Origin of the sequence: Cryobacterium frigoriphilum (assembly GCF_004403305.1) — a bacterium.
GTDB lineage: Bacteria > Actinomycetota > Actinomycetes > Actinomycetales > Microbacteriaceae > Cryobacterium > Cryobacterium frigoriphilum.
Genome location: NZ_SOHE01000050.1, coordinates 1 through 25,321, shown reverse-complemented (window position 1 = coordinate 25,321; position 25,321 = coordinate 1). Strand labels below are relative to the sequence as shown.

Genomic DNA, 25,321 nt, shown 5'->3' with positions numbered 1-25,321 from the left:
CCATCAACGACGGGCACCATAAACCCAACGACGAACGCGACAGATCTGGGCCAAAACAGCCGGCAACCGACGACGCCAACGTTGTGTCGCAGGGGGACCTCCAGCGCGAGGGATTGGGGTCAAGCCACCGGCGGCTGAGCGCGCCGATGCCGTGCCACTGGGGAAAGGGCCGGTGTTACCGCCCACTAACGGCGAGGGTCACTCTGTCGGGCCGCCCTCGCCAGACAGCTGGTAGGTCGCACGCACTGTCGGCAGGTCGAGCATCTCAACAATTGCCATCTCGCCCAAGATGAAGTGCTGGCCTCGAAGTACTTGCTCTTCGTTATTGCCAGTGATGTGCGGACGGAAGCCGCTGCCGTTGTAGTCAGCTTCCTGAGCAGTCCACCCGAGCGGTCGGAGCGCCTCGGTCAGTCCCAAATGCACGTTCAGGAGGGAATCCGTTGCCCTAACCAGGGAGACCATGATGCCGCCGCCAGGGCCAAAGCCTTCCTGCCCGACAACATCGACGACCAAGCAGCCTGTGCCATCCGCGATCGCTTCCACAACTGCACTTAGCTCCAGCCAATCGCACTCGACTCGGAACGGCGGCAAGAGGGTCATGTGAAGGGGAAATTTCGGTACTACGAAGCTCTCTCCCACGGTCAGCGGTTCCAAGGGCGCAACGATCACCATATGTTTCATGTCACCACGGTACCGATGATCGTAACGACGGGGACTATGTCCGTGAACGGTCAGCGCGAGAGAAGTGCCACTGCCTGTCACTGTGGGACGTCGAACGCGACCGATCTGGGGCCACACTACCTGGCCGCGGAGTGCGCCCACACTGTGTCACACGGGAACCCCCAACGGGACGGGGATCCCATCGTGTGGAAGCGTGCAACGGTAGAGCTTGGGGTGGTGCTTTAGCGCAGACGCGGCGTTCAAGAGACATTGCGTTCAGGCGGTGCTGGCGCGGAGGGCCGGTTTTGAGCGAAGCCGGGAGATAGCTCCAAGCTTCCCTGAACGTTTCAGTCCCAGGGCCGGGGCTTCGAGATGATGCCAGGACAGAGTCGCGACGGCCAGCGTGAAGAGGATGGTCAGTGCCACGGAGAAGGCGACCGGAAGATCGGGATTCACTTGGATGACTAGCTGCTGGATTGGGTATCCCCATAGGTAGACGCCGTAGGACACGTCGACTTTGGACGTGGAGTTCTTGGAGCGCAGGGCGGTGGCGAGGACGAGTGCTGGCACGACTACCCATGCGCACATGGTTGCGACCGGTGCGTTGACCGCCCCCAGCGCGAGCCATCCCACGCCCAGGCACACGACGAGCAAGGCCGGGAAATGCCGACGATCTACGCGGAGATGGCATGCGAGGGCACCGATCGCGAAGTAGCAGCACACAGCTCCGACCGCGCGAAGCGATTCCAACGGGCCTCCGGCGGGCTGCAGCGCGAGCGCGATCGAGGCAACGCCGAGAATGAGGGTGCCGGCCCAGGCGAATCTTCGCAGCGCAACGCCAAGTAGCGCGGTCGCGATGTAGCAACAGGCCTCGATACCCAAGGTCCACAGTGACCCGTTCACGGCTGGTGAAAGGTGCGAGACGAAGACTCCCGGAAGTTCGTACTGTGGGACCAGTAGCACACCGGACAGGTACAGCCAGGTCGGGTAGGAGGTCAGGTATTCGCTGAGGGTGAGGTCGGTTGCGAGGGGTCCGATGACGAGCACGGTGAGGAGCACGACCGCTGCGAGGGCGGGCAGGATGCGGAGGGCTCGGTTGCGCAGGAAAGAGGGAAGGTTGGGCCAACGGTTCCAACTCGAGGTGATGAGGTAGCCGCTGACCGTGAAGAAGATGTAGAGCCCGAGCGTGTGGAGTGGGATCCCGCCCACGCGTGGTGCCGGTGTTTCTCCGTGAAGCACGTATCCGTGGCCGATGACTACGGCAACTGCTGCGAGAAGTCTTAGCTGTCGCATGAGGCGAGCCAGTTGTTTACTGTGGTGCGCGCTTCTGCGATGTTGTGGACGCCGATGAGGTCGCGGACCTCGGCGGGCGTGTAGGCGATTGAGGGGAGACGCTCCTCGACAGAGTGCTCGATGCGTGGGAGCGCAGCCGCTGGTTCCGCGCCCAAGAGCAAGGCGATCGCGTAGTGCACGCCCTGTTCCCCAGCGAAGTCTGGCCCGTCAACGGCACCGGGGACGGCGCAGCTCTCGGAAGCATAGACTGCTTGTCCATAGCTGGCCAGGATGGCAGCGTCCGAGTCACCCAGTCGCATAGAGACTGCATTGATCGGGGACTCGTGCCGCTGTCCGTCGCTGAGGCCGCCGACATACGGGGTGACGGCAGCTCGCATCGGGAGACCGGCCGCGACACCACGCTCAAATGCTTGGGTGAGAACAGGACGGATCGCCGGCCCGAACGCGGCATCCTGCTCGGGCCACAGGCACACTTGCGGAGACGTGCCCTCGCACCGCAGTTCGGTGAGGTCCCTTCCGACTTGGCTGGCTTGTCCGAGCGCGGAAACGGACGGTGCAACCGCTACGAGTATGGCCATAATCGAGACGGCCACGCCCGCGAACGACACCGATCTCTGCATGCTCGGGCGTGCGGCGACGAGCAGCAGGGTGATTGCGGTGAGGGCCACGCCACTGACGATGGCGATGAGCTGAGCCTGTGGATGCGGGACGACGTCGACCCAGAGGCAGCACTGTGTCAGGCCGGCGCCGGTCACATTGCGCCACGCCAGCGCAGCACCGTCGAGGGGCATCGAATACCATGCATAAAGCAGCACGCCCGCGACAGGAACCGCCACCACTGGGGGCAGCACGGCACCAAGAGCGAAACCAACCGCCACTGCCCCCAGCGCAAGTCCGGCAAACGATAGCGGAACGATCAGCGCGCTCGGGGAACCTGTCGCGGGGAGGCCAGACGTGAGAAGGCTGAGAAGTACCACCACCAGGTAGCCGAGCAGGAGAGTCGCCAGCACCGGCACCATCGACCATGCCGCCTCCGATACGCGCTTCCGCGCATCGACGCGTGCCGCGGCTCGCCGAGCGTGTCGGTGCCCCTGCAGGGCGGCGATCACGGCAGCCAGAGGGAGCGCGAACGGTGCCGACGATCCACCCGCCGTCAGGACTGCAGGCCAGTAACGCTCCACCAGGAACGCGTTCGGCCCCTGCCCCGATGTCCAGAGCATGACGATCAGCAGGACCAGTCCGCCCCAGAAACTGGGCGATGTTCGAGCGCGTAACCAGAGGCCCCGGGCGGCGAGATGGAAATCATCCAACAAGTTTCCGTTCCGACGCTGACGGAGCTCGAGGAGCGTGTCGACGACCTCCGCTCCGTACTGCTCCCGCCACCACTGGGGGAAAAGCCGAATCGCCACCCGCGTCGTCCGGCCCAGGGGCTGCACTGTCACGGGATACGTCATGCCCAGGCCCCGCCAGCCCAGCCGAATGCGAAGCCCGGGCGGTGCTGAAGCCGGATGGTCGCACGGGCAGCGAGCTGCTCCATCCGAGTGATCTCCTGAGTCAGGGTTGCAGCGCCCTCATCAGTCAATTCGTAATATCGGCGCAGCCGACCATCGATGACTTCCTCACCCGCGGGGGCAATGAGCCCTTCCTTCCGCAGCCGATCCAGAGCCGTGTACAAAGTCGCCACACGAAGGGTCACCCGACCATCCGACAGCGCTTCGGCCTCAGCGATCAGGCCGTAACCATGTTTCCGGCCCTCAGCGAGAGCCGCCAAGATCAGAAAAGTGGGCTCATGAAGGGCAGTAGAAGACATGACAACAACATACATCAGTCACCGATACATATCGACGATCGAGTGTCCACACGATGATTTTCACGATACGGCTCACAAGATCGTCGGCAAGAAGTACACGCAGAGCCACTGCAAGGCGGTCCTCTCTTCGCTGCCGGAAGGGGAACGCCTGCGGGATTCGCAACCGTGGCGTCTGGAGCACGATTGAGTAGTTCTACGTCGCGGGGCTTCTACGCGTTGATTTCAGCGAGGAGAAGGCGCTGCTCGTCCTGGGTGAGGCCTGACCGGCGTTCCCTGTCGAGTCCACGAGCGCGTTCGTCCGCCAACACGTCCTCAAGCGTCTGCTGCAGGTTTCGCTCGGTTCCGCCCGCTGCGAGGAAGCGGCTGCGGCTGCGGCTGCGCCGGGCGAAAGCGGAGTCGCTGCGAGGGAGCCATAGGGGGAGGGAACGAGGTCCAGCGCAGTAGTTCACGCTGTGCCCGGGCGGCGGCCAGCAGAACCGTAGCGAGTTCACGTTCGCTTCCGACAACGTTGTAAATGCCGGTCAGCCCGCGCTGCCCAGCACTGATGAGCCATTCGGCCAGGTCTCGAACGTCGATGAACTGCACGTAACGATTCTCAGCATTCGGCACGACGACGGCTTCCTTCGGAGCAACGGCGAGCCTGGATACCCAATAACTGAAGCGATCGCTCTTGTCGCCTGGCCCCGCGATAAGACCTGGTCTCGCAATGAGAAGACGATCACCCACCGCCGCAGCCGTGGCGCGTTCCGCGGCGACTTTCGCGTGCGCGTAATCGTCGAGATTGGATGGCTCTACGAGGATGGCATCCTCATCCGCACCCGGTTCAGCGTTGCTCGCATACATGGACACGGACGAGACCACGGTCCAGTGCGCAGTACTGCCGGCCAAAGCCTCAAGCGCTCCGGCGACGATATCCGCGTCATAGCCCAGCTCAATGCTTTCGTCCCACGCTTCACCAGCGACCAGATTGTAGGCCCCGGGTGATCGCCGGTTCGAGCGGACAAATGTCACGCCGCGTGTGACTGCTCCAGATACACCGCGAGCCAGACACGTCACGTCTTGGCCTTGAGCGGCCAACTGCTCGGCTATTTCTCGACCAAGCCAGGCGGTTCCTCCGAGAATAGGTGTGCGCGTCAGAGCGACAGTAAATCGCACAACCGAGACGAATCGACGCCGGATTCGCTCTGAGCGCAGGACCTATTGACGAGTACCACCGCCCTAGTGGTGCGCAGCGTTCATCCTGCCGGAATGGGAAGCTGAGTAGATGGAAGCACTGGAATTGATTCGAAGCCTCACCGCGCGTCCGGCCGTTCGGTCGTTTACCGATCGCGCGGTGCCCACCGAGCTGCTGGAGCAGATTGTTGACACTGCGCGGTGGACTGGCTCGGCTCGCAACCGGCAGCCGTGGCGTTTCATGGTAGTCCGTGACAAGGCACACCTTGAAATGCTCAGTGCGCTCGGGGCCTACGCGCAACACCTCGCGTCCGCGCCGTGCGCCCTCGTCCTTCTCTCCGCCGACAACGGCTTCCAGGACACCCAATTCGATCTCGGAAAGGCCAGCCAGACAGTCATTCTCGCCGCGGCCGCCTTGGGACTCGGAAGTTGCTTAGCGACAATTTATCCGGCGGATAACGTGCAGCAGGCAGCTCAATTGCTTCAGGTAGAAACTGGATGGCTGCCACACCACGCCATTTCGATCGGTTATCCGGGAACTCCAATAGCGGGTGCGCGCGCGATCGCTTCTGGACGTCTTCCCGTCGCAGAAGTGCTTTCTCTCCACCGTCCGTAAGTGGAACCCTCTACGGGCGTGTTAGAAGAGAAACCCGAAGAGCAGGGTCGCGAGGGCGAGCGCCAGGAAGCCCAGGCAATTGACCCATAGCTCCATTCCTAGGAAGCGAGCGCGGATGTGGGCGACGACTGCGGACGAGAAGTAGACAATGACGCCAACCGTGGCTGCTAAGCCGATTCCTGGAATGTCGAGCCCTACGAGCAGTCCGGTGACGGCGAGGGATGTGATAACGATGAGCGTCCACCACCACTGGCGCGGGAACCCGACCCCGTTCAAGCAGTCGCGGATGAACTTTGGTGGCTTGAGGGACATGCCGACGTCGACTGCTAGGGCTGCAGCGAGTGCAACTTCAAGCCACCAGGGCTCGGGGAGGAGAATCATTTCAGGCGGCCTTTCCGTTGACGAGGTAGCGCACCGTTTTTTCGAGCTCGGTCAGGGTGCTGTCTGGGTTCGGATGACCTTGGCCTGCCCAGATGAAGATTTCACCGAGATATGCGCGGTGGACGATGCGGGCCGTCGCGGATGCATCTGTCGCAGGGTGGCCCGCGCGAGTGAGTACGTCCGATACCTGTTCTATAAGTACGCCGGTCAACTCCGCGAAGATTATCGACGGGTGTTTCCCGCCAACAAGAATGGCAGTGTACGCGCGCGCCAGATCTGGCTGCGCTGCGAAGAATCGTACGAACGAACCGAGTATGTCGATGATCTCTGCAGCGGGGTTCCGCGCGATCGGCGCGCCAGAAGGTGAGGGCTGAATGCTGGCGATCTTCCGATCGAAGATCTCCACGAGCAGTCCATTCTTGTCGGCAACAGCCATCACCGTGCCAACGCTGACCGCAGCGCTTTCGGCGATCTGTCGGATGGTTGTGGTCGCGAAACCGTGCTGCACAAACAACTCTTCAGCAGCGCTCAGAACTTTGATGCGTGACGTGTCGCGTGCCTGAGCCCTTGAATGAACGCGTTCGGTGAACATGTTCAGATTATAGCTCCCCTTTTTGAGTCCATATGGCGATCGTGTCGTCGGCGAGGTGACTAAATTGGTTCGGTGCCAGCCCGTAAGGGGGACCCCGTGTGAGCTGGTCTTGTCAGTCGATTACCGCCGCGACAGCTTCGATCTCGACCAGTTGATCCGTGTAGCCCAGAACGGTGACGCCCATGAGCGTGCTTGGCACGTCATGCTCACCGAAAGCCTCACGGATGACCGTCCACGCCTCGACCAGGTCGCTCTGTTTAGAAGAGGCGACGAGAACCCGCGTGCTCAACACGTTCTCGAGTTGGGCTCCCGCCGCTTTCAGAGCTATCGCGAGGTTCTCCATCGCTTTGCCGGCTTGCGCTGCATAGTCTCCGGCCCCAACGGTGCGGCCATCGAGGCCCAAGGGACAGGCGCCGGCGAAGAAGATCAGGCGCGCCTCAGCGGGAGCAGTGGAAGCGTAGGCGTACTGCGCCACGTCTGAAAGGTCGGCCGAGCGGATCAGGGAAACGGTTTGCGACATGCCATTACCGTATTGGATGGCTCAGCGAACGGCAGCCGATATCGGTCCCCAAGGTGCCCGCAAGCCGGAGGTCTACCGGGACTGCACAGCCCGCGGTCGTGTTCTGCGGCGGGCTACATGAAGGCTGGGAGCTTCATTCCCGTAAGGCCCGCCCGAGAAAATGCCCCGTCAAGGGGGGCTAACCGAAGCAAGAAATAGTCGCATCGGCGTCGCCGCTCGCCCCTCGTTGCCCGCGACATGATTCTCGGCGCGCACCGTGGCCACCCTCGGCCTCGCTGGCATGGTCAGCGATGCAGCGCTGCATGTCGGCGGCACCATCGAGGAACTGAGCAACCTCGGCATCGGGCCAGTTCTTGGGTGAGATGGTGGCAAACGCCTGTGCCACCGATCTCGTCACGGAGAATGCCTCAGGCCGGGGCCCCGATACGCGGTGAATAACCAGAGGTTGCTCAGAACGCGAAGGGCGCCGAGTGTTGAGCTCCTCCGTTCATCGACGGAGGATGTGGGCAGCATCATTGAGGGATGAGCCCGCAACTAAGTCGTCCGTTTGTGGTCCTGGTCCATGGCTGGCCCGTGACCGACGCCCATTGGCGACATCTGCTCCCCGACCTCAACGAGGCTGGCTTTGCCGCGATCTCGATTACCTTGCCGGGCCTGGGCGGGCCTTCGCTCGAGGCCCAAAGCTTCCGAAAAGCAGACTTGGCGGCTTGGCTGAGCGATGTTCTCAGCCGGCGCGGAGTCACCCGCTTCGCCTTGATCGGCCATGATTGGGGTGCCACCGTTGCCGTCCTCCTGGCCGCCAAGCTAGCTTCCGCCGTCAGCGCGCTTGTCGTAGAGGAAGAGATCCTTCCCGGGATCGACGTCGACGTCCCTCAGCCCGGAAGTGAGTACTATCCGACCTGGCACGGGCCCTTCAATCGCTCACCTGGCCTCGCGGAGCAACTGGTGCCCGGCCGCGAAGCTGCCTTTTACGGATCGTTCCTCCAGCAGAGCGCCGGCCCGGCGGGCCTTGATCCTGACATCGCTCGCACCTACGTCGACGCCTACTCCGCACCGGGAATTCTTGAGGCGAGCCTCGGCTACTACCGCACCCGCACCGACGACGTCCAAGACGTTCAATCCCTCGCCCGGAACCAGATTCCGACACCGGTGCTCGCCATCGGCGGGCACTTCGCGATGGGCACTGCCGTCGCAGCCGGCGCTCGTGCGATCGCCACCGACGTGACACGTCTGCTCCTCCCGAACTCCGGCCACTACCCCCTCGAGCAGGAACCTGCCCTCGCCTGCCCCGCCGTCATCAAGTTTCTTCGCCAACACCACTAGCGACGTGTTTCACGGTCGCGATCGAGCGACATTGCGCCCATATCCCTCACTCTCCGCCTCGCGCTCCTCGCTTCTCGCTTCTCGCTTCTCCCAGCTGCCTCGCGTTTTCGCCTACCTCCTTCGCCCCCGTTTATGCTCCTGTTTTCTTTCCTCGTGTTTTCTTCTCATTCTTTTCTTGTTCCTGTCTCATACCCCTCGTTTACCCCCTCGTCCCCGGTGAGGGGGTAAACGAGGCCCAGCGGTGCTGAGCATCCTCGACCTTCCCCGCAATGTCCGTCGCGTAGGGCCAGTTCTGCCCGGATCACGCCGGGCGCCGACCCGACCGCGAAGCTGTCCTCGCCGGAGTATTGGACGCCATCGATGACGCGGCTGTGCCAGTCGGCGAGCTGCTCGAACGCCTGCGCCAGCATCCGGTGCGGGGACGTCAACCGGCCCAGTAGGACGTAGGAATCGTACGGGCGGTCAATGGCCCGGGTGCCGCAGGCGAGGTCGTGAGCGGCCTCCTCGACCAGGTTCGCGCTGTGGAGCATGGGGGCTTTCGTTCTCGTCCATGATGGTTCTCCTGTCGAAGAGTGCGCGGGGCGGCACACAAGACGCGGGCCGCATCAGAGCATGGGTGCAGGGTCGGCTATTCGCTGTCGGGTTTGCTTGGGCGGCGAATCTGCGTCCGACAATCAATGAACAGCCGGCTCGGATCAAACCAGCGCGACCTTCGCATGAGCTCACCTGGCGCTCATTTTGCGGTGCCGGCCGCGGCCGATTCTTCGACGGTGTCGAGGCCATCGACGGTGTCGAGGCCGTCGACGGCCTGGTGCGGAAGTTGTCCACAGGCGTGGGGCGCGCGCGTGCTGGTTAAGTTTTGGTATTCCTGTTCATACTGCTCAGGGGGTCGCTCACCGGCCCCCTACCGCGCGATGACCTGGTGTTCACGTCCCCGGGCGGAGACGTTCTCCGCAGCGGTAATTTCCGTCGACGCACATTCACGGCGGCTGTCGCGCAGCTCAGAAACCGTCACCCGGAGCTACCGAACATCACCCCGCACTCGCTGCGCCACACCGCGGCGTCCCTGGCGATTTCGTCGGGCGCCAGCGTACTGTCCGTGCAGCGGATGCTCGGGCACGCCTCCGCGGAGATGACACTCGACGTCTACAGCGACCTGTTTGAGGACGACCTTGACGCCGCTGACGACCTTGACGTCGCTGCAGACGCCCTCAATGCCCGCGCCCTGAGAACGAATGTGGGCAGAACGTTGGCACATGTGTCGAACCCGCAGAGCGACGCCCCGGAGGCGGTTGCGGAAACATCCGCTGATCAGGAATTTCGTGGAGCCGCCTGTCAGAATCGAACTGACGACCTTCTCATTACGAGTGAGATGCTCTACCAACTGAGCTAAGGCGGCGCGCCCCCGAAACAATGCCTCGGAGACAACCTCGTCAAGCTTAGTCCGTCTGGCGGGTGATGTTGTACACCTCGGCGAAGGATGCTGCCACGCGCGTCGACAACGGCGTCGCGCCGTCGCCCTCGGCCCAGCACCGCCACGCGTGCCGAATCGCCGCCACCGCGATGAGGGTGAACAACAGCGATTGTTGTTGAAGGGCGATCGGATCATCCGCTCGGTTCGGCCGGTCGACCACGAAGCGCCGCGCGATCACCTGCTGCAACTGATCCTCGAATTGCCGCAGCGTGGCCATGCGCATCCCGAACAGATACACGTTGTCTTTCATGACGGCCTTGCGCAGCTGATGAATTTCACGGTCCGACTCGGTGCGGGCGAGGCTCGCCGCGAGCAGGGCAGACACCTGCCCGAGAATGTCGCCGCCGGGCCCCGCGTGCACAAAACGCTCGATGTCGTCGGCCGATGCCAGGCTGGGAGCGTCCCCGACAAGCGCGGCATCCTTCGACGGAAAATAGTTGAAGAAGGTCCGCGGCGACACGTTCGCGACGCGACTGATGTCTTCGATCGTGACCTTGTCGATACCGCGTTTTTGCGTCAGGGTGAGAACCGCGTACTGGATGGCACGCCGGGTGGCGAGCCTTTTACGCTCGCGCAGCCCCGGCACTTCTGGTTGCAACGACATGTTTCAATCCTGCCACCAAAGCCCCATCAACCCGGCGCCTAACACAGTGGGTCGGTCGCGGGCACGGTCCCCTCGAGCAGGTACGCGTCGACGGTGTCGTTCACACACTGGTTGCTCTTGTTGTAAGCGGTGTGTCCCTCGCCCTCGTAGGTTACGAGCTGACCGCTGTCGAGCTGTTCGGCCAGGTTCTGCGCCCACACATACGGTGTCGCGGGGTCGTTGGTCGTGCCGATCACGAGGATCGGCGCGGCTCCGGCGGCGTGGATCGGCTCGCGTTCGCCCTCGAACGCATACGGCCAGTTGGCACAGCCGATGTCTCCAAAGCTCAGGTAGGTTCCGATAATCGGTGCGGCGGCGCTGATCTCGGCGGCCTGCGCGCGCATGGCGGCCGGGTCGTCGTTGTAGGCGTAGTCCATGCAGTTGATCGACAGAAATGCCTCGGTCGAGTTGTCGCGGTAGCTGCCGTCGGCGTTGCGACCGTTATACCCGTCGGCGAGGGAAAATGCCTCGTCGGCGCTGCCGAACATCACGGCGGTGAACATTTCACTCAGCACCGGCCAGGACGACTGAGAGTAGAGCGGGTAGATGATCGCTGTCAGCAGGGCGCCGGAGCCGAGTTCGCGGCCATCCGCTGCCGCGATCGGGCTGGCGTCGACGGATGCGAGCAACGCCGCCACGGTACCCAGAGCGTCGTCGACGGTGCCGTCGAAGGGGCATTCAGCACCCTCCAGGCAGGCCCCCAGATACGCCCGCAGTGCATTCTCGAAACCGACGGCCTGGGTCTTGGTCACGTCGAAGTTGCTCGTGGACGGGTCAAGGGCACCATCGAGCACGAGGCGTCCGACGTTGTCGGGATACAGCTCCGCGTAGGTCGCGCCGAGAAATGTGCCGTAGGAGTAGCCGAGGTAGTTGAGCTTCTCGTCGCCCAGCGTCGCGCGCAGCAGGTCGAGGTCGCGGGCCGCGTTCTCGGTATCGACGTATTCGAGCAGCGCCCCGGTGCTCGACGAGCACGCGGCGCCAAAGTCGGCCGACACCGTCTCGGATTTCGCGATCCATTCATCGGTGCCGCGCGGGGCATCGATGATGTCGTACAGGAACGAGTCCATGTCGGCGTCGTCGTAACAGCTGACGGGGGTCGAGCGGCCCACGCCGCGCGGGTCGAAGCCGACCACGTCAAAGCCCGCCTGCAGTTTGTCATCGGTGACGAAGTCCACCGAGGTCGCCACGGCATCGTAGCCGGAGGCACCGGGCCCGCCCGGGTTCACGAGCAGGGAACCGATCCGGTCGCCGGTCGCGACCTGCCGCACCAAAGCCAGCTCGATCTCGCCCTGGTCGGGGTCGTCCCAGTTGAGCGGGGCCGTCGCGGTGCTGCACTGCAGGCCGTCGCCGCAGTTCTCCCACGCGAGCACTTGTCCATAGAAGGGTTCGAGGTCGCCCTCGACACTCTCGCCAGTCGGCGTCGAGGTCGACGGGGCTGCCTGCTGAAAGAAGCCCGAGCATCCGCTCAGGGCCAGCGCGACGGCGACGATTGCCGCGCTCGTCGCGAGCAGGTGGGTACGGCGGCGGGTGCGGGTCTTCACCTGATGAATCCTCTTTCTGCGTTGACACTAGCTGCGTTAACGAAAGCTGTACGTAAAGCTGTACTTGCGGATGCCGTGCTGGCGGATGCCGTTCTGGCGGATGCCGTGCAGGTGCGGATCAAGCCCGCTCCCGACGAATGGCCGACACGAGCATGGCCTCCAGCGCCAGAGCGGGTGACACGTTTGATTCGATGCGTTCACGCGCGAGCGCGATGGCATCCATTGTGGCGACGGTAGCTGCGGGCGAGCTGGATTCGGCGGCCTGACGCAGTTCGGCACCGAGTTCCCGGTTGATCACGGTGTGCTCACGGCCTAGCTGCACCATGCACACGTCCCGGTAGAGCGACGCGAGGTCGACGAGGATGCGGTCGATGCCGTCGCGCAGGCTGCGGGTCGCGCGCCGCTTCTGGTCATCTTCGAGGGTCTTGATCTGGCCGCGCAGGCCAGACGGCACGGCGGCACCGGCCTCGACGCCGAGGGAGCGCAGCACTCCGGCGCGTTCCTCGGCGTCGCGCTGCAGGGTGATGGCCTTCGCGTCGTCGCCGGCGATCGCCAGCAGCCGGGCGGCCGAATTCACGGCCGACGACACCGAGCGGATGCCCAGGGCCGTGCGCAGAGTCTCCTCGCGCCTCGCGCGTGCCTCGGGATTCGTCGCCAGCCGGCGTGCCATGCCGATGTGGCTCTGCGCCAGCCGGGCGCAGAGCTCGGCAACGTCGGGGTCGACGCCGCTCTGCCGCACGAGCAGGTCGGCGACGGCCTCGATGCTCGGAACCCGCAGGCGCACGGTACGTACCCGGGAGCGGATCGTGGGCAGCAGGTCGGCCTCGCTCGGCGCGCAGAGAATCCAGACCGTGCGCTCCGGCGGCTCTTCGAGGGCCTTGAGCAGCACATTGGAGGTGCGCTCCTGCATGCGGTCGGCGTCTTCGACGACGACGACCCGATAACGCCCGATCGATGGCGAATACTGCGAGCGGGCGACCGCCTCTTTCACGGACTCCATCTTGATGATGACGCCCTCGGTGGTGAGCACGGTGAGGTCGGGGTGGGTACGGGCGGTGACCTGGCGCAGCGCTGCGAGGTCACCGTCGTGCGTGCCGGGGCTGAGCAGCGCCGCCGCGAAGGCGAAGGCGAGGTTCGATCGGCCGGAACCGGGCGGCCCGGTGATGAGCCAGGCGTGCGTCATCGACGACGATTCGACGGATGCCGCCGTTCCGGTACCGGCAGCAGGCTCGCTCGCGGGCACGGTACGCCGCTGCGACGCCGCTCGAAAGATCTCGATGGCGGAATCTTGACCCGTCAGGTTTTCCCACACTGCCATGGATCAAGGGTACCGGAGGCCACCGACAGTCGACGCGTGGCGCGGTGCCGACCACACCACCCAGACCGCCCACAGCGACGCCAGATGAGAGGTTTCTCATGTCCAGTTCGCCGAGTTTCGCGTGCGTGGCCCCAGACTGGACGGATGCAGGTGATCTGGAAGGCCGCCCTCGGCACCGCCCTCGTGGCCGTGCTCGGCCTCGGCTCGGTCGGCGCCATGGCCGTTGCCTCCTCGCTCAGCATTGACGATGAGCCCGGTCGGGTGCAGACCACCGCCCCGGTATCGGTCGGAACCCCGGACTCCGCCAGCCTCGACACCGGCACGGACGACAGCACAGGCACGGGAGCGGCCACCGGCACCGACACGCCCGCCACCGAGACCCCGGCCACCGCCGAGACTCCCGTTCCGGCCGATCCGACGTCACCCGTTGCCGTGCCCCCGGCGTCATCGCAGACCATCGATGACGGTTCCGGCAGCGGTTCCGGCAACGACGACGATGACGACGTTGACGACGTCGATGACGATTCCGGCAGCGATGACGTCGACGACGACTGACCGCTCCGATCCGCGTCGACGAAGCGGCAGCGACGGCGACCCGGCGGCGACGCTGGCTGCCGCGGCGGCCGACCCGGTACATCCGTTGCAGGACGCCCCGGACGTTCTCGACGCGGTGGCCGAATCGGTCGGCATGACGGTCGCATCATCCCGGCGATTCAGCATCGAGACGACCGCGCGCGGCTTCGCCGCCGGGTACGAGCTCGAACTCGATGCCGGCGACGGGTCCCGCGAGAACCACACCGTCTACCTCGAGTCGAATCCGACCGACCGGCCACGCGACGGGGTGTTGAGTTTTCGCGACGATGAATCCGGCGAACGAATCGCCGCCTGGCTGTACCCCAACGACCCGGAGCTTCCCGCTCTGGCCGCCGCGGTCTATCCCGAGGCCGCGCGCCTGCTGCTGGGCCGGCTGGGGCTCAACCCGACCGCACTCACCGTCACGATCGCCGCATACCGCCCCGGCAAGCGCGCGGTCGTGCGCTACGTATCGCCCGAGTTCACGGTCTATCTCAAGGTCGTGCGTCCCGGCGCGGCCGAATCGCTGCACGCCCGGCACGAACTCTGGCGCGGCGCCGGAGTGCCGGCTCCGCGCAGCCTCGGCTGGAGCAGAGACGGCTTCATCGCTCTCGACAGCGTCTCCGGCGTGGAGGCAGGCACCGTGCTCACCGCGCTGGCGCCGAGCGCGTTCCTCGACGCGGTCGACGCTCTGACCGTGCAGATCAGCGCGATCGAGAGTTCCGGACCGGCCCGTGCCTCGCTCGCTTCCCGCCTGCCGTGGTACCTCGAGCGGCTGCGCCCGCTGTTACCGGGCGATGGCGCCGACGTGACCGCGGTCGGTGATGCCATCGAACGGATGCGCGTGGGCGCGCCCCCCGCACCCCCGGTCACGATCCACGGCGACCTGCACCTCGGCCAGATCTTCGTCGACCCCGCCGACCCGACCCACATCACCGGGGTACTGGACATCGACACCGCCGGTCTCGGCGACCCCGCCGACGACGCCGCCGCTCTCTACGCCCACCTCGTCGTCACCGCGCTGCACCACGACGACCACGGTGAGCCGCGCAATGCCGCCCACGCTCGAGCCCTGGCCGGCCTCGCCCGAGCCCGCTGGATCGCCCGCGCCGCTGCTCCGGCCGCCCCTGCCCCGGCGGGCCCCGGGTTCGCCGACCACGCCCCAGCCGACCCCGGGTTCGCCGACCGCGCCAGGGCCATCGCCGCGACCCACCTGCTCGGTCACATTCTGGGGCTCGGCGCCCACGGCCCCACCCTGCTGCGTGCCGCCGCCGACCTCGTCGACGAGACCCGCCAGTAACTTTCACCAGCAGGCCTTCACCAGCAGGCTTTCACCAGCAGGCCTTCACCGGCCGTTGCGAAGATGAGAGCCCTCTCACGCGGGTCACCGAGGTGTCTCATCTGCGGCCGCGAGGCTGTAGGTATACAGACGGACACCGCGTCCGACACCCTGCAGCAGAGGAGACACCATGACCCCGAAGACGACGACCGCCAAGCGCTGGATCGCAATGGGCGCCGGTTCGGCACTCGGCCTCGGCCTGATGGCCGCCGGTGCGGTCAGCGCAGCAAACGCCTTCGGCATCGAAGACAGCGCGGGAAGCACCATCGGCATCGACTCCGTGTCGACCAGTACCCCGACCAGCGACTCAACCGCGATTCCGTCGGTCTCCACGCCGAGCGCAACCGATGCCCCCACCCTGAACCCGACGCCGAGCCCGAGCGCGAGCGCCGTGCCGAGCGTGTCGACCAACGACGACACGAGCATCAGCACGAGCAACTCCAGTGTCGACTCGACGCCGAGCGTCACAAGCGTCGTGTCCGCCGTGTCCGTGGTCTCCGTGCCGAGCGCCGCGAGCGTCGCCAGCCCGGTCTCCGTGCCGACCGTCGCTTCGCCCGCCAGCCCCGTGTCCGTGCAGAGCCCCGCCTCGGCCGAGTAGTCCCGACCCGCGGCATCCGTCGCCGGCAGGGCGAGACGAAGAGCGGATGAATCGGGCCACAGTCGCTGAACAGCGGATGGATTGTGAATCTTTCGCCGCGCCATCCGCTTGTCGTCACGCTCGCGACCACCGCGTCTCCGGTCGGGCAGGCAGGCCCTGCTATTTCAGCCGATATCCCATGCCGCGCACGGTCTCGATGCGTTCCGGGCCAAACTTCGCCCGCAAATACCGCACGTACACGTCGACGACGTTCGATCCGGGGTCGAAGTCGTAGCCCCACACCCGGCTGAGCAGCTGTTCCCGGCTCAGCACCTGGTCTGGATGGCGCAGAAATTCCTCGGCCAGCGCAAACTCCCGCGCCGACAGCTCCACGGTGCGCTCCCCCACCGTGGCCCGCCGGGTGCGCAGGTCGAGCGACAGGTCCCCGTGGGTCAGCCCGGTCGGCGAGCTCTGCTCCGCGTCCCGCAACCGCAGACGGATGCGGGCAAGCAACTCATCGAACTTGAACGGCTTCGCGAGGTAGTCATCCGCTCCGCCGTCGAGTCCGGCGACCATGTCGCTCACCGCTGACCGCGCGGTCAGCATGATGATCGGCAGCGGCAGCTTCTGCGCCCGAATGCGTTTCATCACCTCGAAGCCGTCGATGCCGGGCAGCCCGACGTCGAGCAGCATCAGGTCGAAGGTACCGGACTGCGCGTAGCAGACCGCCTCGAGCCCATTCGCGACGACGGTCGGCGAGTACCCGGCGGCCCGCAGCCCCTTGCTCACGAACAGGGCGATGCGCGCCTCATCCTCGGCGATCAGAATGCTCGTCATGATGTGCTCCGGTCAGGATCGGTCGGCAGGGGGCTGTCTCGTTCAGCGGATGCCGCCGGCACGATATCGACCGTGCGGCGGGGCACGAGAATGCCGAACCGTGAGCCGGCCGGTGAGGTCGTGAGGTTGATGTAGCCGCCGTGTGCCCGCGCGATCGCGTCGACGATCGGCAGGCCCAGGCCCGAGCCCTCGACTCCGCGGCCGGTGTCGATGCGGCCGAAACGCTCGAAGATGCGGCCCTTCGCCTCGGCGGGAATGCCTGGGCCACGATCGGCGATCCAGAATTCCACCGCGTCCGCATGTTCGGTGCTGCCCAACTCGATCACCGTGCCGGCGGGGGCATGCTTCGCCGCATTGTCGGCCAGCTGCAGCAGCGCCTGCGTCAGCCGCGCCGGATCGACCGGCACCACGGCCTGCGCCTGTTCCACGAGCACCCACTCGTGCCCCGGGATCGCGCTGACCTTCCGGAAGACCTGGGAGGTGAGATCCGCGGCATCCGTCGGAACCCGCACGAGGTCGGCGCGCTGGGCGTTGGCGAGCGATTCGATGTCGTCGATGAGCCCCGTCATGCGGTCGAGTTCGTCGAGGGCGACCGCACGAGCAGCGGCGACGTCGTCCGGATTGCTGGGGTCGAGCAGTTCCAGGTAGCCGCGCACGATCGTGATCGGGGTTTTCAACTCGTGACGCACGTCATTGAGCAGCTGTCGCTGCGCCGTGAGGGACTCGTCAAGCCGTTCGAGCATGTCGTTGACGGTGCGGGTCAGCTCGGACATATCGTCGCGGCCGGCCACCGGGATGCGCTCATGCAGGTCGCTCGCGGTGATGCGGCTCGCGGCCGCCCGCAACTGGCGGATCGGCCGCAGCAGCCGTCCGGCCACGAACCAGCCGACCAGTCCGATCGCGACGAGCGCCCCCGCGGCGACGGCCGTGTAGATGCGGAATGCGCTGGTCAGCTCGCCGAGCTCCGCGTCGAGGTCGAAGGCGGTCACGAAGATGCCGGCCTCACCGCTGCCCTCGACGGTGACCGGGGCGGCGATGTAGCGCAGGTTGCCGAGCTCGCCGACGGCGGTTCCGCGCACGACGTTACCGCCGTCGACCTCCGCGATGACGCGCAGCACGAATTCCTGGTCGTCTTCGAGGTGGAAGGCGAGTTCGGTGCCGGGGATCAGGGCCGGAACGCCGTTGATCAGTCCGAGGCTGCTCTCGTTGCTGCTGGGCACGAGGCGTGCCATCACGGCCTGCAATGCGTCGCGGGTGGAGGTGTAGGTCACGCTCGAGGCCTCCGGCAGCGCGGACGGGTCGGATGTTTCGGTTGTTTCGAGATCGGTCGTCGGTGAACCGGTGACGATGAAGCGCACACTCTCGACGCTCGCCGCGAGGCGGGCATCGACCTCTTGCAGGGCGCGGTCGCGCTGCACAAGGTAGGCGGTGCCGCCCGCGACGGTCAGTCCGAGGGCCGCCACCAGCAGAATCGCGGCGAGAATACGCACCCGCACCGACCAGCCGGGCCGCTTCGGGCGCGCGACCGTCGCCGAGCCAGGCGTCGCGGGCGTCATCGCAGTCGGTGCCGTCATGACCTCAGTATCCCTCACGTCCCCTGAGCGTTCCCGAACGCGGCATCCGCTGCCCGCGCCCCGCGTACCATTCGACGGAGATCGGGCCTGAAAAACACGTTTTCACCCCAGAACAGCCCGTTTCGCGGTCAGACTCCGTCGAATGGTACGGGCACGGGTCAGAGCAGGGAGGCGACGCGGGCGCGAATGCTCTCGGCAATCGACCCGACGGATGCCCCGGCGTCGAGCACCAGGAACCGGCCCGGTTCGTCGGCGGCCAGCGCGAGAAACGCCGCCCGCACCCGGGCGTGAAACTCGCCCTTCTCGGCCTCAAGCCGGTCGAAGACCTTGTTGTCGGCATCGAGCCGGCCGCGCGCGACGGTCTCGTCGAGGTCGAGCAGAATGGTGAGGTCGGGCAGCAGGTCTTCGGCCGCCCAGAGCGACAGGGCACGCACCTCCGCCGCACCGAGCACGCGTCCGGCGCCCTGGTAGGCCACCGAGGAATCCAGATAGCGGTCCTGAATCACGATCTCGCCGCGGGCGAGGGCCGGCCGAATTTTCGTCGCCACGTGCTGCGCCCGGTCGGCGGCGTACAGCAGCGCCTCCGCGCGCGGGGACACTTCACCCCGATGATGCAGCACAATCTGCCGAATCTCGACGCCCACGTCGGTGCCGCCGGGTTCACGCGAGCGCACGACGGTATGGCCACCCTGCTCGAGCCACTCGGTGAGCAGCGCGGCCTGGGTGGACTTACCCGAGCCGTCGCCGCCCTCGAGCGTGATGAACAGTGCGGTCACTCGGCGGCTGCCGCCGGCTTCGCTGCGGCCGGCTTCTTCGTTGCGGTCGGCTTCTTCGCGGCGACCGTGGCGCTGTCACCGGATGCCGCTCCCAGCGCGGCCTCTTTGGCCGCCTTGGTCGCTGCGCGCGTCGCGGCGGCTTTCTTGGCGGTCGCGGCCTTCGCAGCCGCCGTCGGCACCTTGCGCACGGCCGGCTTCGCGGCCGCCTTCGCTGCTGCCTTCGCCGCCGGCTTCTTCGCCGCGGCCTTCTTTGGGGCGGCCTTTTTCGGTGCCGCTTTCTTGGCTCGCGGAGCCGCGGGGCCCTTGGCGCGCTTGTCGCTCAGCAGCTCGACAGCCCGGTCGAAGTCGATCTCCTCGACCGATTCCGCCTTCGGAATCGTGGCGTTGGTGACCCCGTCGGTCACGTAGGCGCCGAACCGGCCGTCCTTGATCTTGATTGCCTTGCCGCTCTCCGGGTCGGGTGCCTCGAACTCTTTCAGGGCACTCGAGGCGCGGCGGGCGCCGTACTTCGGCTGGGCGTAGAGCTCGATCGCGCCCGGCAGGTCGATGTCGAAGATCTGGTCTTCACTCGTGAGCGACCGGGTGTCGATGCCCTTCTTCAGGTACGGGCCGAACTTGCCGTTCTGTGCGGTGATCTCCGCAGACGATTCGGGATCGACGCCCACGATGCGCGGCAGTGCGAGCAGGCGCAGCGCGGTTTCGAGGTCGATCGAGCCGAGGTCCATGCTCTTGAACAGCGACGCGGTGCGCGGCTTGTCGGCCGGGGCAACCTTTTTCGCGGCCGGCTTGCGCTTGGGCTTGGTGATCGTCACCTCGCCCGTCTTCGGGTCGACCGTCTCAACGGGAAGCGCGGCGAGAGCCGCGGCGGCGGCGGTCGCGGCGGCCACGGCCGGATCGACGACCGGCGCGGGCGCGAGCTCGGTCACGTACGGACCGAAACGGCCGTCTTTCGCGACGATCTCCTTGCCGGTTTCGGGGTTCACGCCGATAACGCGGTCAACCGACACGGGGGCTTCGATGAGTTCCCGCGCCTTCGCGGCGGTCAGTTCGTCGGGGGCGAGTTCCGGCGGAATGTTCACCCGGCGGGGCGGGGCATCCGGTGCCGCGCCCGGAACGGCGACCTCGAGGTAGGGGCCGTACTTGCCGATGCGCAGCGTGATCTCGTCGTCGATGACGACCGAGTTGATGGTGCGGGCGTCGATCTCACCCAGGTTGTCGATGACCTGACGCAGGCCGCGGTGCTTGTCACTGCCGAAGTAGAAGCTCGTCAGCCAGTCGAGGCGGTCGGCTTCACCGCCGGCGATGCGGTCGAGGTCATCCTCCATCTCGGCGGTGAAGTCATACTCGACGAGGTCGCCGAAGTACTCCTCGAGCAGGCGCACGACCGAGAAGGCGATCCAGTTCGGAACCAGCGACTGGCCGCGCGGGGTGACGTAACCGCGCTCGGTGATGGTGGAGATGATCGACGCATACGTCGAGGGGCGGCCGATACCGAGCTCCTCGAGCTTCTTCACGAGGCTCGCCTCGGTGTAGCGGGCGGCCGGGCTGGTCTCGTGGCCCTTGGCCTCGATCGCGGCGAGCACGAGCTTCTGACCCTCTTCGAGCGGCGGCAGCTTCGATTCGGTCGCGTCGGTCGGCGCGTTGCGCTCTTCGTCTTTCGACTCCTCGTAGGCGAGCATGAAGCCGCGGAAGGTGATGACGGTACCGCTCGCCGAGAACTCGGCGAGGGCATCCGTCGCGAGCGGATGCGTGGCCGCACCGGTCGGGCCGGCGGCGATCGTGACGGATGCCGTCGATCCGGTCGCGTCCTTCATCTGCGAGGCGACGGTGCGCTTCCAGATCAGGTCGTAGAGCTTGAAATCGTTGCCGCGCAGGCTCGACGCGAGCGACGCCGGGGTGCGGAAGGTGTCGCCGGAGGGGCGGATCGCCTCGTGAGCCTCCTGCGCGTTCTTGCTCTTGCCCTTGTACACGCGCGGGGCGTCGGGCACCGTTTCGGGGCCGTACAGCGCGGCGGCCTGGGTGCGGGCGGCGGAAAGCGCCTGCTGGCCCAGCCCGGGCGAGTCGGTACGCATGTAGGTGATGTAGCCGTTTTCGTAGAGCGACTGGGCCACACTCATCGTCTGGCGGGCGGTGAAGCGCAGCTTGCGGGCGGCTTCCTGCTGCAGCGTCGACGTCGTGAACGGGGCAGCGGGGCTGCGACGGTAGGGCTTGGAGGCGACCTTCGTGACCGTGAACGGCACTTTCGGCTGCTGCAGTGCGGTGGTCAGGGCGATCGCGGCGGCCTCATCGAGGGTGACCGCGCTGACCTTGGGCTTGAGCAGCCCGGAGTCGTCGAAGTCGCCGCCGGTGGCGATGCGTTCGCCGCCGAGGCGCACGAGCTTGGCGTCGAATCCGAGGGCGTCGACGCCGGCGGTGGCGGCGAGGCGGGCGAGCAGGTCCCAGTAGCCGGCGGAGACGAACGCGAGGCGCTCCTTCTCACGGTCGACGACGAGGCGGGTCGCGGCGCTCTGCACGCGCCCGGCCGAGAGACCGGGGCCGACCTTGCGCCACAGCACGGGGGAAATCTCGTAGCCGTAAATGCGGTCGAGAATTCGGCGGGTCTCCTGCGCGTCGACGAGGGCGGTGTCGAGGTCGCGGGTGTTGTCTTTCGCGGCGAGGATCGCGTCTTTGGTGATCTCGTGAAAGACCATGCGCTTCACGGGCACCTTGGGCTGCAGAACCTGCAGCAGGTGCCACGCGATGGCCTCGCCTTCGCGGTCCTCATCAGTTGCGAGCAGGAGTTCGTTCGCATTCTTCAGGGCGCGCTTCAAATCGCTGACGGTCTTCTTTTTAGCGTCGGAAACGACGTAGTACGGTTCGAACCCGTTCTCGACGTCGACCGAGAAGCGCCCGAGGGTGCCCTTCTTCAGCTCCGCCGGGAGGTTTTTCGGCTCGATCAAGTCGCGAATATGACCCACCGAGGACAGAACCTCGTAGCCGTCGCCGAGATAGGCGGCGATCGACTTCATTTTGGTCGGCGACTCGACAATGACCAGCTTCTTCGTGCCCGGCACCATGCTCCTCTTTATACGTAACGGCCGTTGGATAGGCCAAGCCACACCATACACACACGAATGGAGTGCTCGCCTAATCGGGCCTGGCGTTCCCAGACCCGGTTTGCCGCACGTTTCAGGGTAAACCCTTGCCAGCGGATGACTCCTGAGGACAATGGAGGCATGGACACCACGACGGGCACGTACACCGCGAAACTGACGGATGGCCCCCTGCAGGGCAAGACGATTACGACCGAATTTCTCGAGACGGGCGACCCGCGTCCCCGCATCGAAATCCCCGGCGAGGCCGGCAAACGCTACCTGTACGCCCGCGGTTCAGGCCTGGAATTCGAGGGTGAAGACGGCGCGGCGCGGCCGACCGCGGTCGATTACCGCTTTCTCGAGACCGTCTTCTAGCCCGGCGCCCGGTACTCGAGGGGCCGTTCGAGTGACAACTCGGGCGGCCGGTCGGGACCGTGCGGCCCGTCGCGCGCACCCGGCCCAATGGGGGGCACGCCCGGCGGCGGCCCGGCGCGGGCGCGCGCCGAAATACGAAAGCCGAGGTAGTCGCGGTTCACGCTGACCGTCACGATGAGCCCCTCGACATTGCACGCGGTGACCGATGCCCCGTTCAGCCGCGCCGCCTCGTCGGCCGCCTCACACGGAAACCCCGAGACGGCACCCGAGACGGTGTCGGCGGCAGCGAGTGCCGCCGCATCCGCCGCGTTCTGCACGCCCTGCCCGACGGCAAGCAGGCCGAGCAGCGGCACGGTCACGAGCGTCAGCAGCACGACGGATGCGAGGATGCCCAGCATCAGCATCGACCCGGCACCGCGCTCCCCGCGCTCACCGGCACCGTGCTCCCCGGCACCGTGCTCCCCGGCACCGTGCTCCCCGGCACGCGGCCGCCCCGCGCCCGGCCGGGCGAGACGTCGCCGGGCCCGCCACGGGCCGATCATCACGGGCCGCCCGTCACAGTCCGCCCATCGTCGGACACCCCTCTTCGGCCACCCATCTTCGGCCACCCCTCTTCGGCCACCCATCAGAGACCGCCGGCGAGGGCGCACGATCGCGACTCGAGGGTGAGGCCGAAGGCGGCGAAGGGTCCGATTCCGCTCGGGGCACTAAGCCAGGCGCAGATGAACTGGCCGTTGGCCTCGGCGCGCAGGGTTGCGGTCGCCACCAGCTGACGCGCGATCTGGGCCGCCTCGTCGTGGGACTCGCCGCGGGCGAGGGCACGGGCGGAGTCGGCCGCGGCATCCGTCAGCCGAACCTGCTGCCCCGCCACCTGCACGGCACCGAGGCACAGGCCGAGCAGCAGCACCACGGCGGGCAGCACCGCCGCGAGCTCCGCGGTGACGGCCCCGGCCTGCCTCAGCCCCTCCCGCCGCACGCCCTCACCCGGCACGCCTGCCTGCCCCACGCCTTCCAGCGGCACGCCCTCCCGCGGCACGCCCTCCCGCGGCACACTTGCCGGCAGCGCGCCCTCCCGCGGCACACTTCCCGGCAGCGCGCCCTCCCGCGGCACACCTCCCGGCAGCGCGCCCTCCCGCCGCGCTGCCGCGGGCCGGGTCACCCCGCTACCCCACGGTGAGCGCACTGCGCACCAGCTCGGTGAGGATGCTGCGCACCTCGTCGCCGCGCAGAATAACGATGAGCAGGCCAGCAAAGCCGACCGCGGCCATGGTGGCGACGATGTACTCCGCGGTCGCCGCGCCGGCCTCCGCCGGGCGAATCGGGTCGGGCAACGGGCGGGTCGGTCGTCGCAGGTCGGGGTTTCGTCGGGCACGAGCAGTTCGGGCTATCAGCATCGAGCGTCTCCTTCGGTGTGCACAGGTGGATGGGGAGTCGTGCGGGGTGGTTCACTCCCTCCAGCCTTCTCCGTCGGGCTCTGATCGTGTGATCGAAAGCCGAAATTGTGCAGAACTTCTACTAGGTGGTGACTGTGGAGGAGAGCACGCTGACCAGCAGGGGCAGTACCCCGATGAGCATGAACGCCGGCAGCACGCAGACTCCGAGCGGCAGCATGAGGGCCACGCCGAGGGTTGCGGCGCGGCGCTGACCCTCGCTGCGGGCCGTGCGCCGGCACTGTTCGGCCGCGCTGCGCAGCAACTCGGCGGCCGGCACCCCGGCTCGCCGCGACAGCTGCAGCACCTCGTCGACCTCGTCGACCACAGCGACCGTCCCGACCATCCCGACCGTCCCGACCGTCCCGACCGTCCCGACCGTCTCGACCGTCTCGACCGTCCCGACCATCCCGGCCGTCTCGCCCGCGCCTCGAGCCCCGATCCGTGCGCGACCCCGCCCCCACCTTCGCGACCGCTCCCCCGGCCGCCCGCGAGTCCGCCCGGGTCGCCACGACTCGGCCTCAGAGCCACTCAGTTCGGCGAGCGCGTCACGCACGGTGTGCCGCGCGTGCTCGGCCGACCCCCCACCGGCAAGCGCGATGGCGGTCAATTCCAATTCGAGGCCCGGCGCCAGATCGCGCGCCCGAGCGGCCCACACGAGGTGCCCGTTCCACTGGGCCGCGAGAAACATCAGCGACGCCCCGGCGGCGAGGCACACCAGGCCGGGCGGAGTGAGAAACAGCGTGTGGAGGGTGTCGAAGCCGAGCGCGCTGCCACCGAGCAGACCGACCACGGGCAGAAACAGCACCATCCGGGCCGTCGCGCGCGGGCCGGCCAGCGCGACAGAGAGATCCTGGTTCAGTTGGGCAACGTCACGAAAGGCTTCGGCGAGGCGGCGCAGGCAGGCGGCGAGCGGCGCCCCCGAGTGTGTGGCCACCTGCCACGCGGCGGCCAGGCTCAGCCACGCCCGCGCGGNACGAAAGGCTTCGGCGAGGCGGCGCAGGCAGGCGGCGAGCGGCGCCCCCGAGTGTGTGGCCACCTGCCACGCGGCGGCCAGGCTCAGCCACGCCCGCGCGGTGTCACCGCCCACCAGCCGCGCCTCGGCACGCAGCGCAGCGGCGATGCTGTCCCCCCGCCGGCCGGCCTCGGCGGCCGCGCGGAGCATCCGGTGCGCCGCGGTCTCATCGTCATCGCCGATCGCCGGCACAACCGCTGCTGCCGTGACCGGCGAACGTGCCGCTGTGCTTGAGTCGGCCGCGACCGTCGTGCGCTGCGCAGCCAGCCGCTCGGCCGGTGTCAGCGTGGCGGCCGCTGACACCGCGGCGGCCGCTGCCAGTCGCTCGGCCGGCGTCAGCGCGGCCGGCACCGGTTGCTCGGGCAGCAGATACGCCCACGCCGCGGCGGGCGATACTCCGGCGGCCA

Annotated in this window: 25 protein-coding genes, 1 tRNA gene and 1 pseudogene; 7 read left to right on the top strand and 20 right to left on the bottom strand. The window is 66.8% G+C overall.

The window, feature by feature from the left end; all coding sequences use genetic code 11:
• Positions 1–198: 198 nt before the first annotated feature.
• The 5 genes from E3T55_RS11620 to E3T55_RS11600 all read right to left on the bottom strand — a co-directional run bounded on the left by E3T55_RS11620 (position 199) and on the right by E3T55_RS11600 (position 4,918).
• Complete coding sequence (locus E3T55_RS11620) at positions 199–681, bottom strand: hypothetical protein (RefSeq protein ID WP_134519735.1); 483 nt, start codon at positions 679–681, stop codon at positions 199–201.
• A 255-nt stretch (positions 682–936) separates the two neighbouring features.
• Positions 937–1,953, bottom strand: a complete 1,017-nt coding sequence (locus E3T55_RS11615) for an acyltransferase family protein (RefSeq protein ID WP_134519734.1) — start codon at positions 1,951–1,953, stop codon at positions 937–939.
• Positions 1,941–3,407, bottom strand: a complete 1,467-nt coding sequence (locus E3T55_RS11610) for a hypothetical protein (protein WP_134519733.1) — start codon at positions 3,405–3,407, stop codon at positions 1,941–1,943. Before E3T55_RS11610 ends, E3T55_RS11615 begins: the two co-directional genes overlap by 13 nt.
• On the bottom strand, positions 3,404–3,763 hold the full coding sequence (locus E3T55_RS11605) for a PadR family transcriptional regulator (protein WP_134519732.1): 360 nt from the start codon (positions 3,761–3,763) through the stop codon (positions 3,404–3,406). The genes E3T55_RS11610 and E3T55_RS11605 overlap by 4 nt, the downstream gene beginning before the upstream one ends.
• Before the next feature lie 312 nt (positions 3,764–4,075).
• Positions 4,076–4,918: an NAD-dependent epimerase/dehydratase family protein gene (locus tag E3T55_RS11600; protein ID WP_241993020.1), complete on the bottom strand. Its 843-nt coding sequence runs from the start codon at positions 4,916–4,918 to the stop codon at positions 4,076–4,078.
• Positions 4,919–5,027: 109 nt separating this feature from the next.
• Here E3T55_RS11600 and E3T55_RS11595 point away from each other — a divergent pair, with 109 nt between their 5' ends.
• Positions 5,028–5,552: a nitroreductase family protein gene (locus E3T55_RS11595; RefSeq protein ID WP_134519731.1), complete on the top strand. Its 525-nt coding sequence runs from the start codon at positions 5,028–5,030 to the stop codon at positions 5,550–5,552.
• A 21-nt stretch (positions 5,553–5,573) separates the two neighbouring features.
• On the opposite strand, the gene E3T55_RS11590 is transcribed toward E3T55_RS11595, so the two are convergent.
• The 3 genes from E3T55_RS11590 to E3T55_RS11580 all read right to left on the bottom strand — a co-directional run bounded on the left by E3T55_RS11590 (position 5,574) and on the right by E3T55_RS11580 (position 7,045).
• Positions 5,574–5,933: a DoxX family protein gene (locus E3T55_RS11590; RefSeq protein ID WP_134519730.1), complete on the bottom strand. Its 360-nt coding sequence runs from the start codon at positions 5,931–5,933 to the stop codon at positions 5,574–5,576.
• Position 5,934: 1 nt separating this feature from the next.
• Positions 5,935–6,525, bottom strand: a complete 591-nt coding sequence (locus E3T55_RS11585) for a TetR/AcrR family transcriptional regulator (protein WP_134519729.1) — start codon at positions 6,523–6,525, stop codon at positions 5,935–5,937.
• A 112-nt stretch (positions 6,526–6,637) separates the two neighbouring features.
• On the bottom strand, positions 6,638–7,045 hold the full coding sequence (locus tag E3T55_RS11580; protein WP_134519728.1) for a RidA family protein: 408 nt from the start codon (positions 7,043–7,045) through the stop codon (positions 6,638–6,640).
• Positions 7,046–7,567: 522 nt separating this feature from the next.
• Here E3T55_RS11580 and E3T55_RS11575 point away from each other — a divergent pair.
• A complete protein-coding gene (locus tag E3T55_RS11575) occupies positions 7,568–8,368 on the top strand; it encodes an alpha/beta fold hydrolase (RefSeq protein ID WP_134519727.1) in 801 nt (266 codons plus the stop codon).
• A gap of 164 nt (positions 8,369–8,532) precedes the next feature.
• Here the strand turns inward: E3T55_RS11575 and E3T55_RS11570 are convergent, their stop codons facing one another.
• Positions 8,533–8,898 carry a hypothetical protein gene (locus E3T55_RS11570; protein WP_134519726.1) on the bottom strand — a complete coding sequence of 122 codons (366 nt, stop codon included), beginning with the start codon at positions 8,896–8,898 and terminating at the stop codon, positions 8,533–8,535.
• Between the two features lie 392 nt (positions 8,899–9,290).
• On the opposite strand from E3T55_RS11570, the pseudogene E3T55_RS21220 reads away from it, so the two are divergent.
• Positions 9,291–9,515: pseudogene (locus E3T55_RS21220) on the top strand (tyrosine-type recombinase/integrase); the annotation flags it as partial.
• A gap of 176 nt (positions 9,516–9,691) precedes the next feature.
• Here E3T55_RS21220 and E3T55_RS11560 read toward each other — a convergent pair.
• The 4 genes from E3T55_RS11560 to E3T55_RS11545 all read right to left on the bottom strand — a co-directional run bounded on the left by E3T55_RS11560 (position 9,692) and on the right by E3T55_RS11545 (position 13,344).
• A tRNA-Thr gene (locus E3T55_RS11560) sits at positions 9,692–9,767 on the bottom strand.
• A gap of 40 nt (positions 9,768–9,807) precedes the next feature.
• Complete coding sequence (locus E3T55_RS11555; protein WP_241993019.1) at positions 9,808–10,428, bottom strand: TetR/AcrR family transcriptional regulator; 621 nt, start codon at positions 10,426–10,428, stop codon at positions 9,808–9,810.
• A gap of 56 nt (positions 10,429–10,484) precedes the next feature.
• Positions 10,485–12,026 (bottom strand): alpha/beta hydrolase, encoded by a 1,542-nt coding sequence (locus E3T55_RS11550; protein WP_241993018.1) that lies wholly within the window; start codon positions 12,024–12,026, stop codon positions 10,485–10,487.
• Between the two features lie 118 nt (positions 12,027–12,144).
• The gene (locus tag E3T55_RS11545) at positions 12,145–13,344 is read right to left on the bottom strand and encodes a DNA polymerase III subunit delta' (protein WP_134519723.1); all 1,200 of its coding nucleotides are present in this window, start codon (positions 13,342–13,344) and stop codon (positions 12,145–12,147) included.
• 144 nt (positions 13,345–13,488) lie between these two features.
• Here E3T55_RS11545 and E3T55_RS20280 point away from each other — a divergent pair, with 144 nt between their 5' ends.
• The 3 genes from E3T55_RS20280 to E3T55_RS11535 all read left to right on the top strand — a co-directional run bounded on the left by E3T55_RS20280 (position 13,489) and on the right by E3T55_RS11535 (position 15,854).
• Positions 13,489–13,899: a hypothetical protein gene (locus tag E3T55_RS20280; RefSeq protein WP_166791766.1), complete on the top strand. Its 411-nt coding sequence runs from the start codon at positions 13,489–13,491 to the stop codon at positions 13,897–13,899.
• Positions 13,862–15,217 (top strand): phosphotransferase family protein, encoded by a 1,356-nt coding sequence (locus tag E3T55_RS11540; RefSeq protein WP_166791765.1) that lies wholly within the window; start codon positions 13,862–13,864, stop codon positions 15,215–15,217. The genes E3T55_RS20280 and E3T55_RS11540 overlap by 38 nt, the downstream gene beginning before the upstream one ends.
• Before the next feature lie 169 nt (positions 15,218–15,386).
• Positions 15,387–15,854, top strand: coding sequence for a hypothetical protein (locus E3T55_RS11535; RefSeq protein ID WP_134519721.1), 468 nt, complete (start codon positions 15,387–15,389; stop codon positions 15,852–15,854).
• Between the two features lie 159 nt (positions 15,855–16,013).
• Here E3T55_RS11535 and E3T55_RS11530 read toward each other — a convergent pair whose 3' ends face one another.
• The 4 genes from E3T55_RS11530 to topA form a co-directional block, all read right to left on the bottom strand.
• Entirely contained in the window at positions 16,014–16,670 is a 657-nt protein-coding gene (locus tag E3T55_RS11530) for a response regulator transcription factor (RefSeq protein ID WP_134519720.1), read from the bottom strand.
• Entirely contained in the window at positions 16,667–18,244 is a 1,578-nt protein-coding gene (locus tag E3T55_RS11525) for a sensor histidine kinase (protein WP_134519719.1), read from the bottom strand. The genes E3T55_RS11530 and E3T55_RS11525 overlap by 4 nt, the downstream gene beginning before the upstream one ends.
• 158 nt (positions 18,245–18,402) lie before the next feature.
• On the bottom strand, positions 18,403–19,020 hold the full coding sequence (tmk, locus tag E3T55_RS11520; RefSeq protein ID WP_134519718.1) for a dTMP kinase: 618 nt from the start codon (positions 19,018–19,020) through the stop codon (positions 18,403–18,405).
• Entirely contained in the window at positions 19,017–22,073 is a 3,057-nt protein-coding gene (gene topA, locus E3T55_RS11515; protein WP_134519739.1) for a type I DNA topoisomerase, read from the bottom strand. The genes tmk and topA overlap by 4 nt, the downstream gene beginning before the upstream one ends.
• Positions 22,074–22,235: 162 nt before the next feature.
• Between topA and E3T55_RS11510 the strand changes: the two genes are divergently transcribed.
• Positions 22,236–22,469, top strand: a complete 234-nt coding sequence (locus E3T55_RS11510) for a hypothetical protein (protein WP_134519717.1) — start codon at positions 22,236–22,238, stop codon at positions 22,467–22,469.
• Here the strand turns inward: E3T55_RS11510 and E3T55_RS11505 are convergent.
• The 3 genes from E3T55_RS11505 to E3T55_RS11495 form a co-directional block, all read right to left on the bottom strand.
• Entirely contained in the window at positions 22,466–23,011 is a 546-nt protein-coding gene (locus E3T55_RS11505; RefSeq protein ID WP_134519738.1) for an Rv3654c family TadE-like protein, read from the bottom strand. The genes E3T55_RS11510 and E3T55_RS11505 overlap by 4 nt on opposite strands.
• Positions 23,012–23,094: 83 nt before the next feature.
• Positions 23,095–23,628, bottom strand: a complete 534-nt coding sequence (locus E3T55_RS20815) for a TadE family type IV pilus minor pilin (protein WP_241993017.1) — start codon at positions 23,626–23,628, stop codon at positions 23,095–23,097.
• Between the two features lie 4 nt (positions 23,629–23,632).
• Entirely contained in the window at positions 23,633–23,863 is a 231-nt protein-coding gene (locus E3T55_RS11495; RefSeq protein ID WP_134519716.1) for a DUF4244 domain-containing protein, read from the bottom strand.
• Between the last annotated feature and the right edge of the window lie 1,458 nt (positions 23,864–25,321).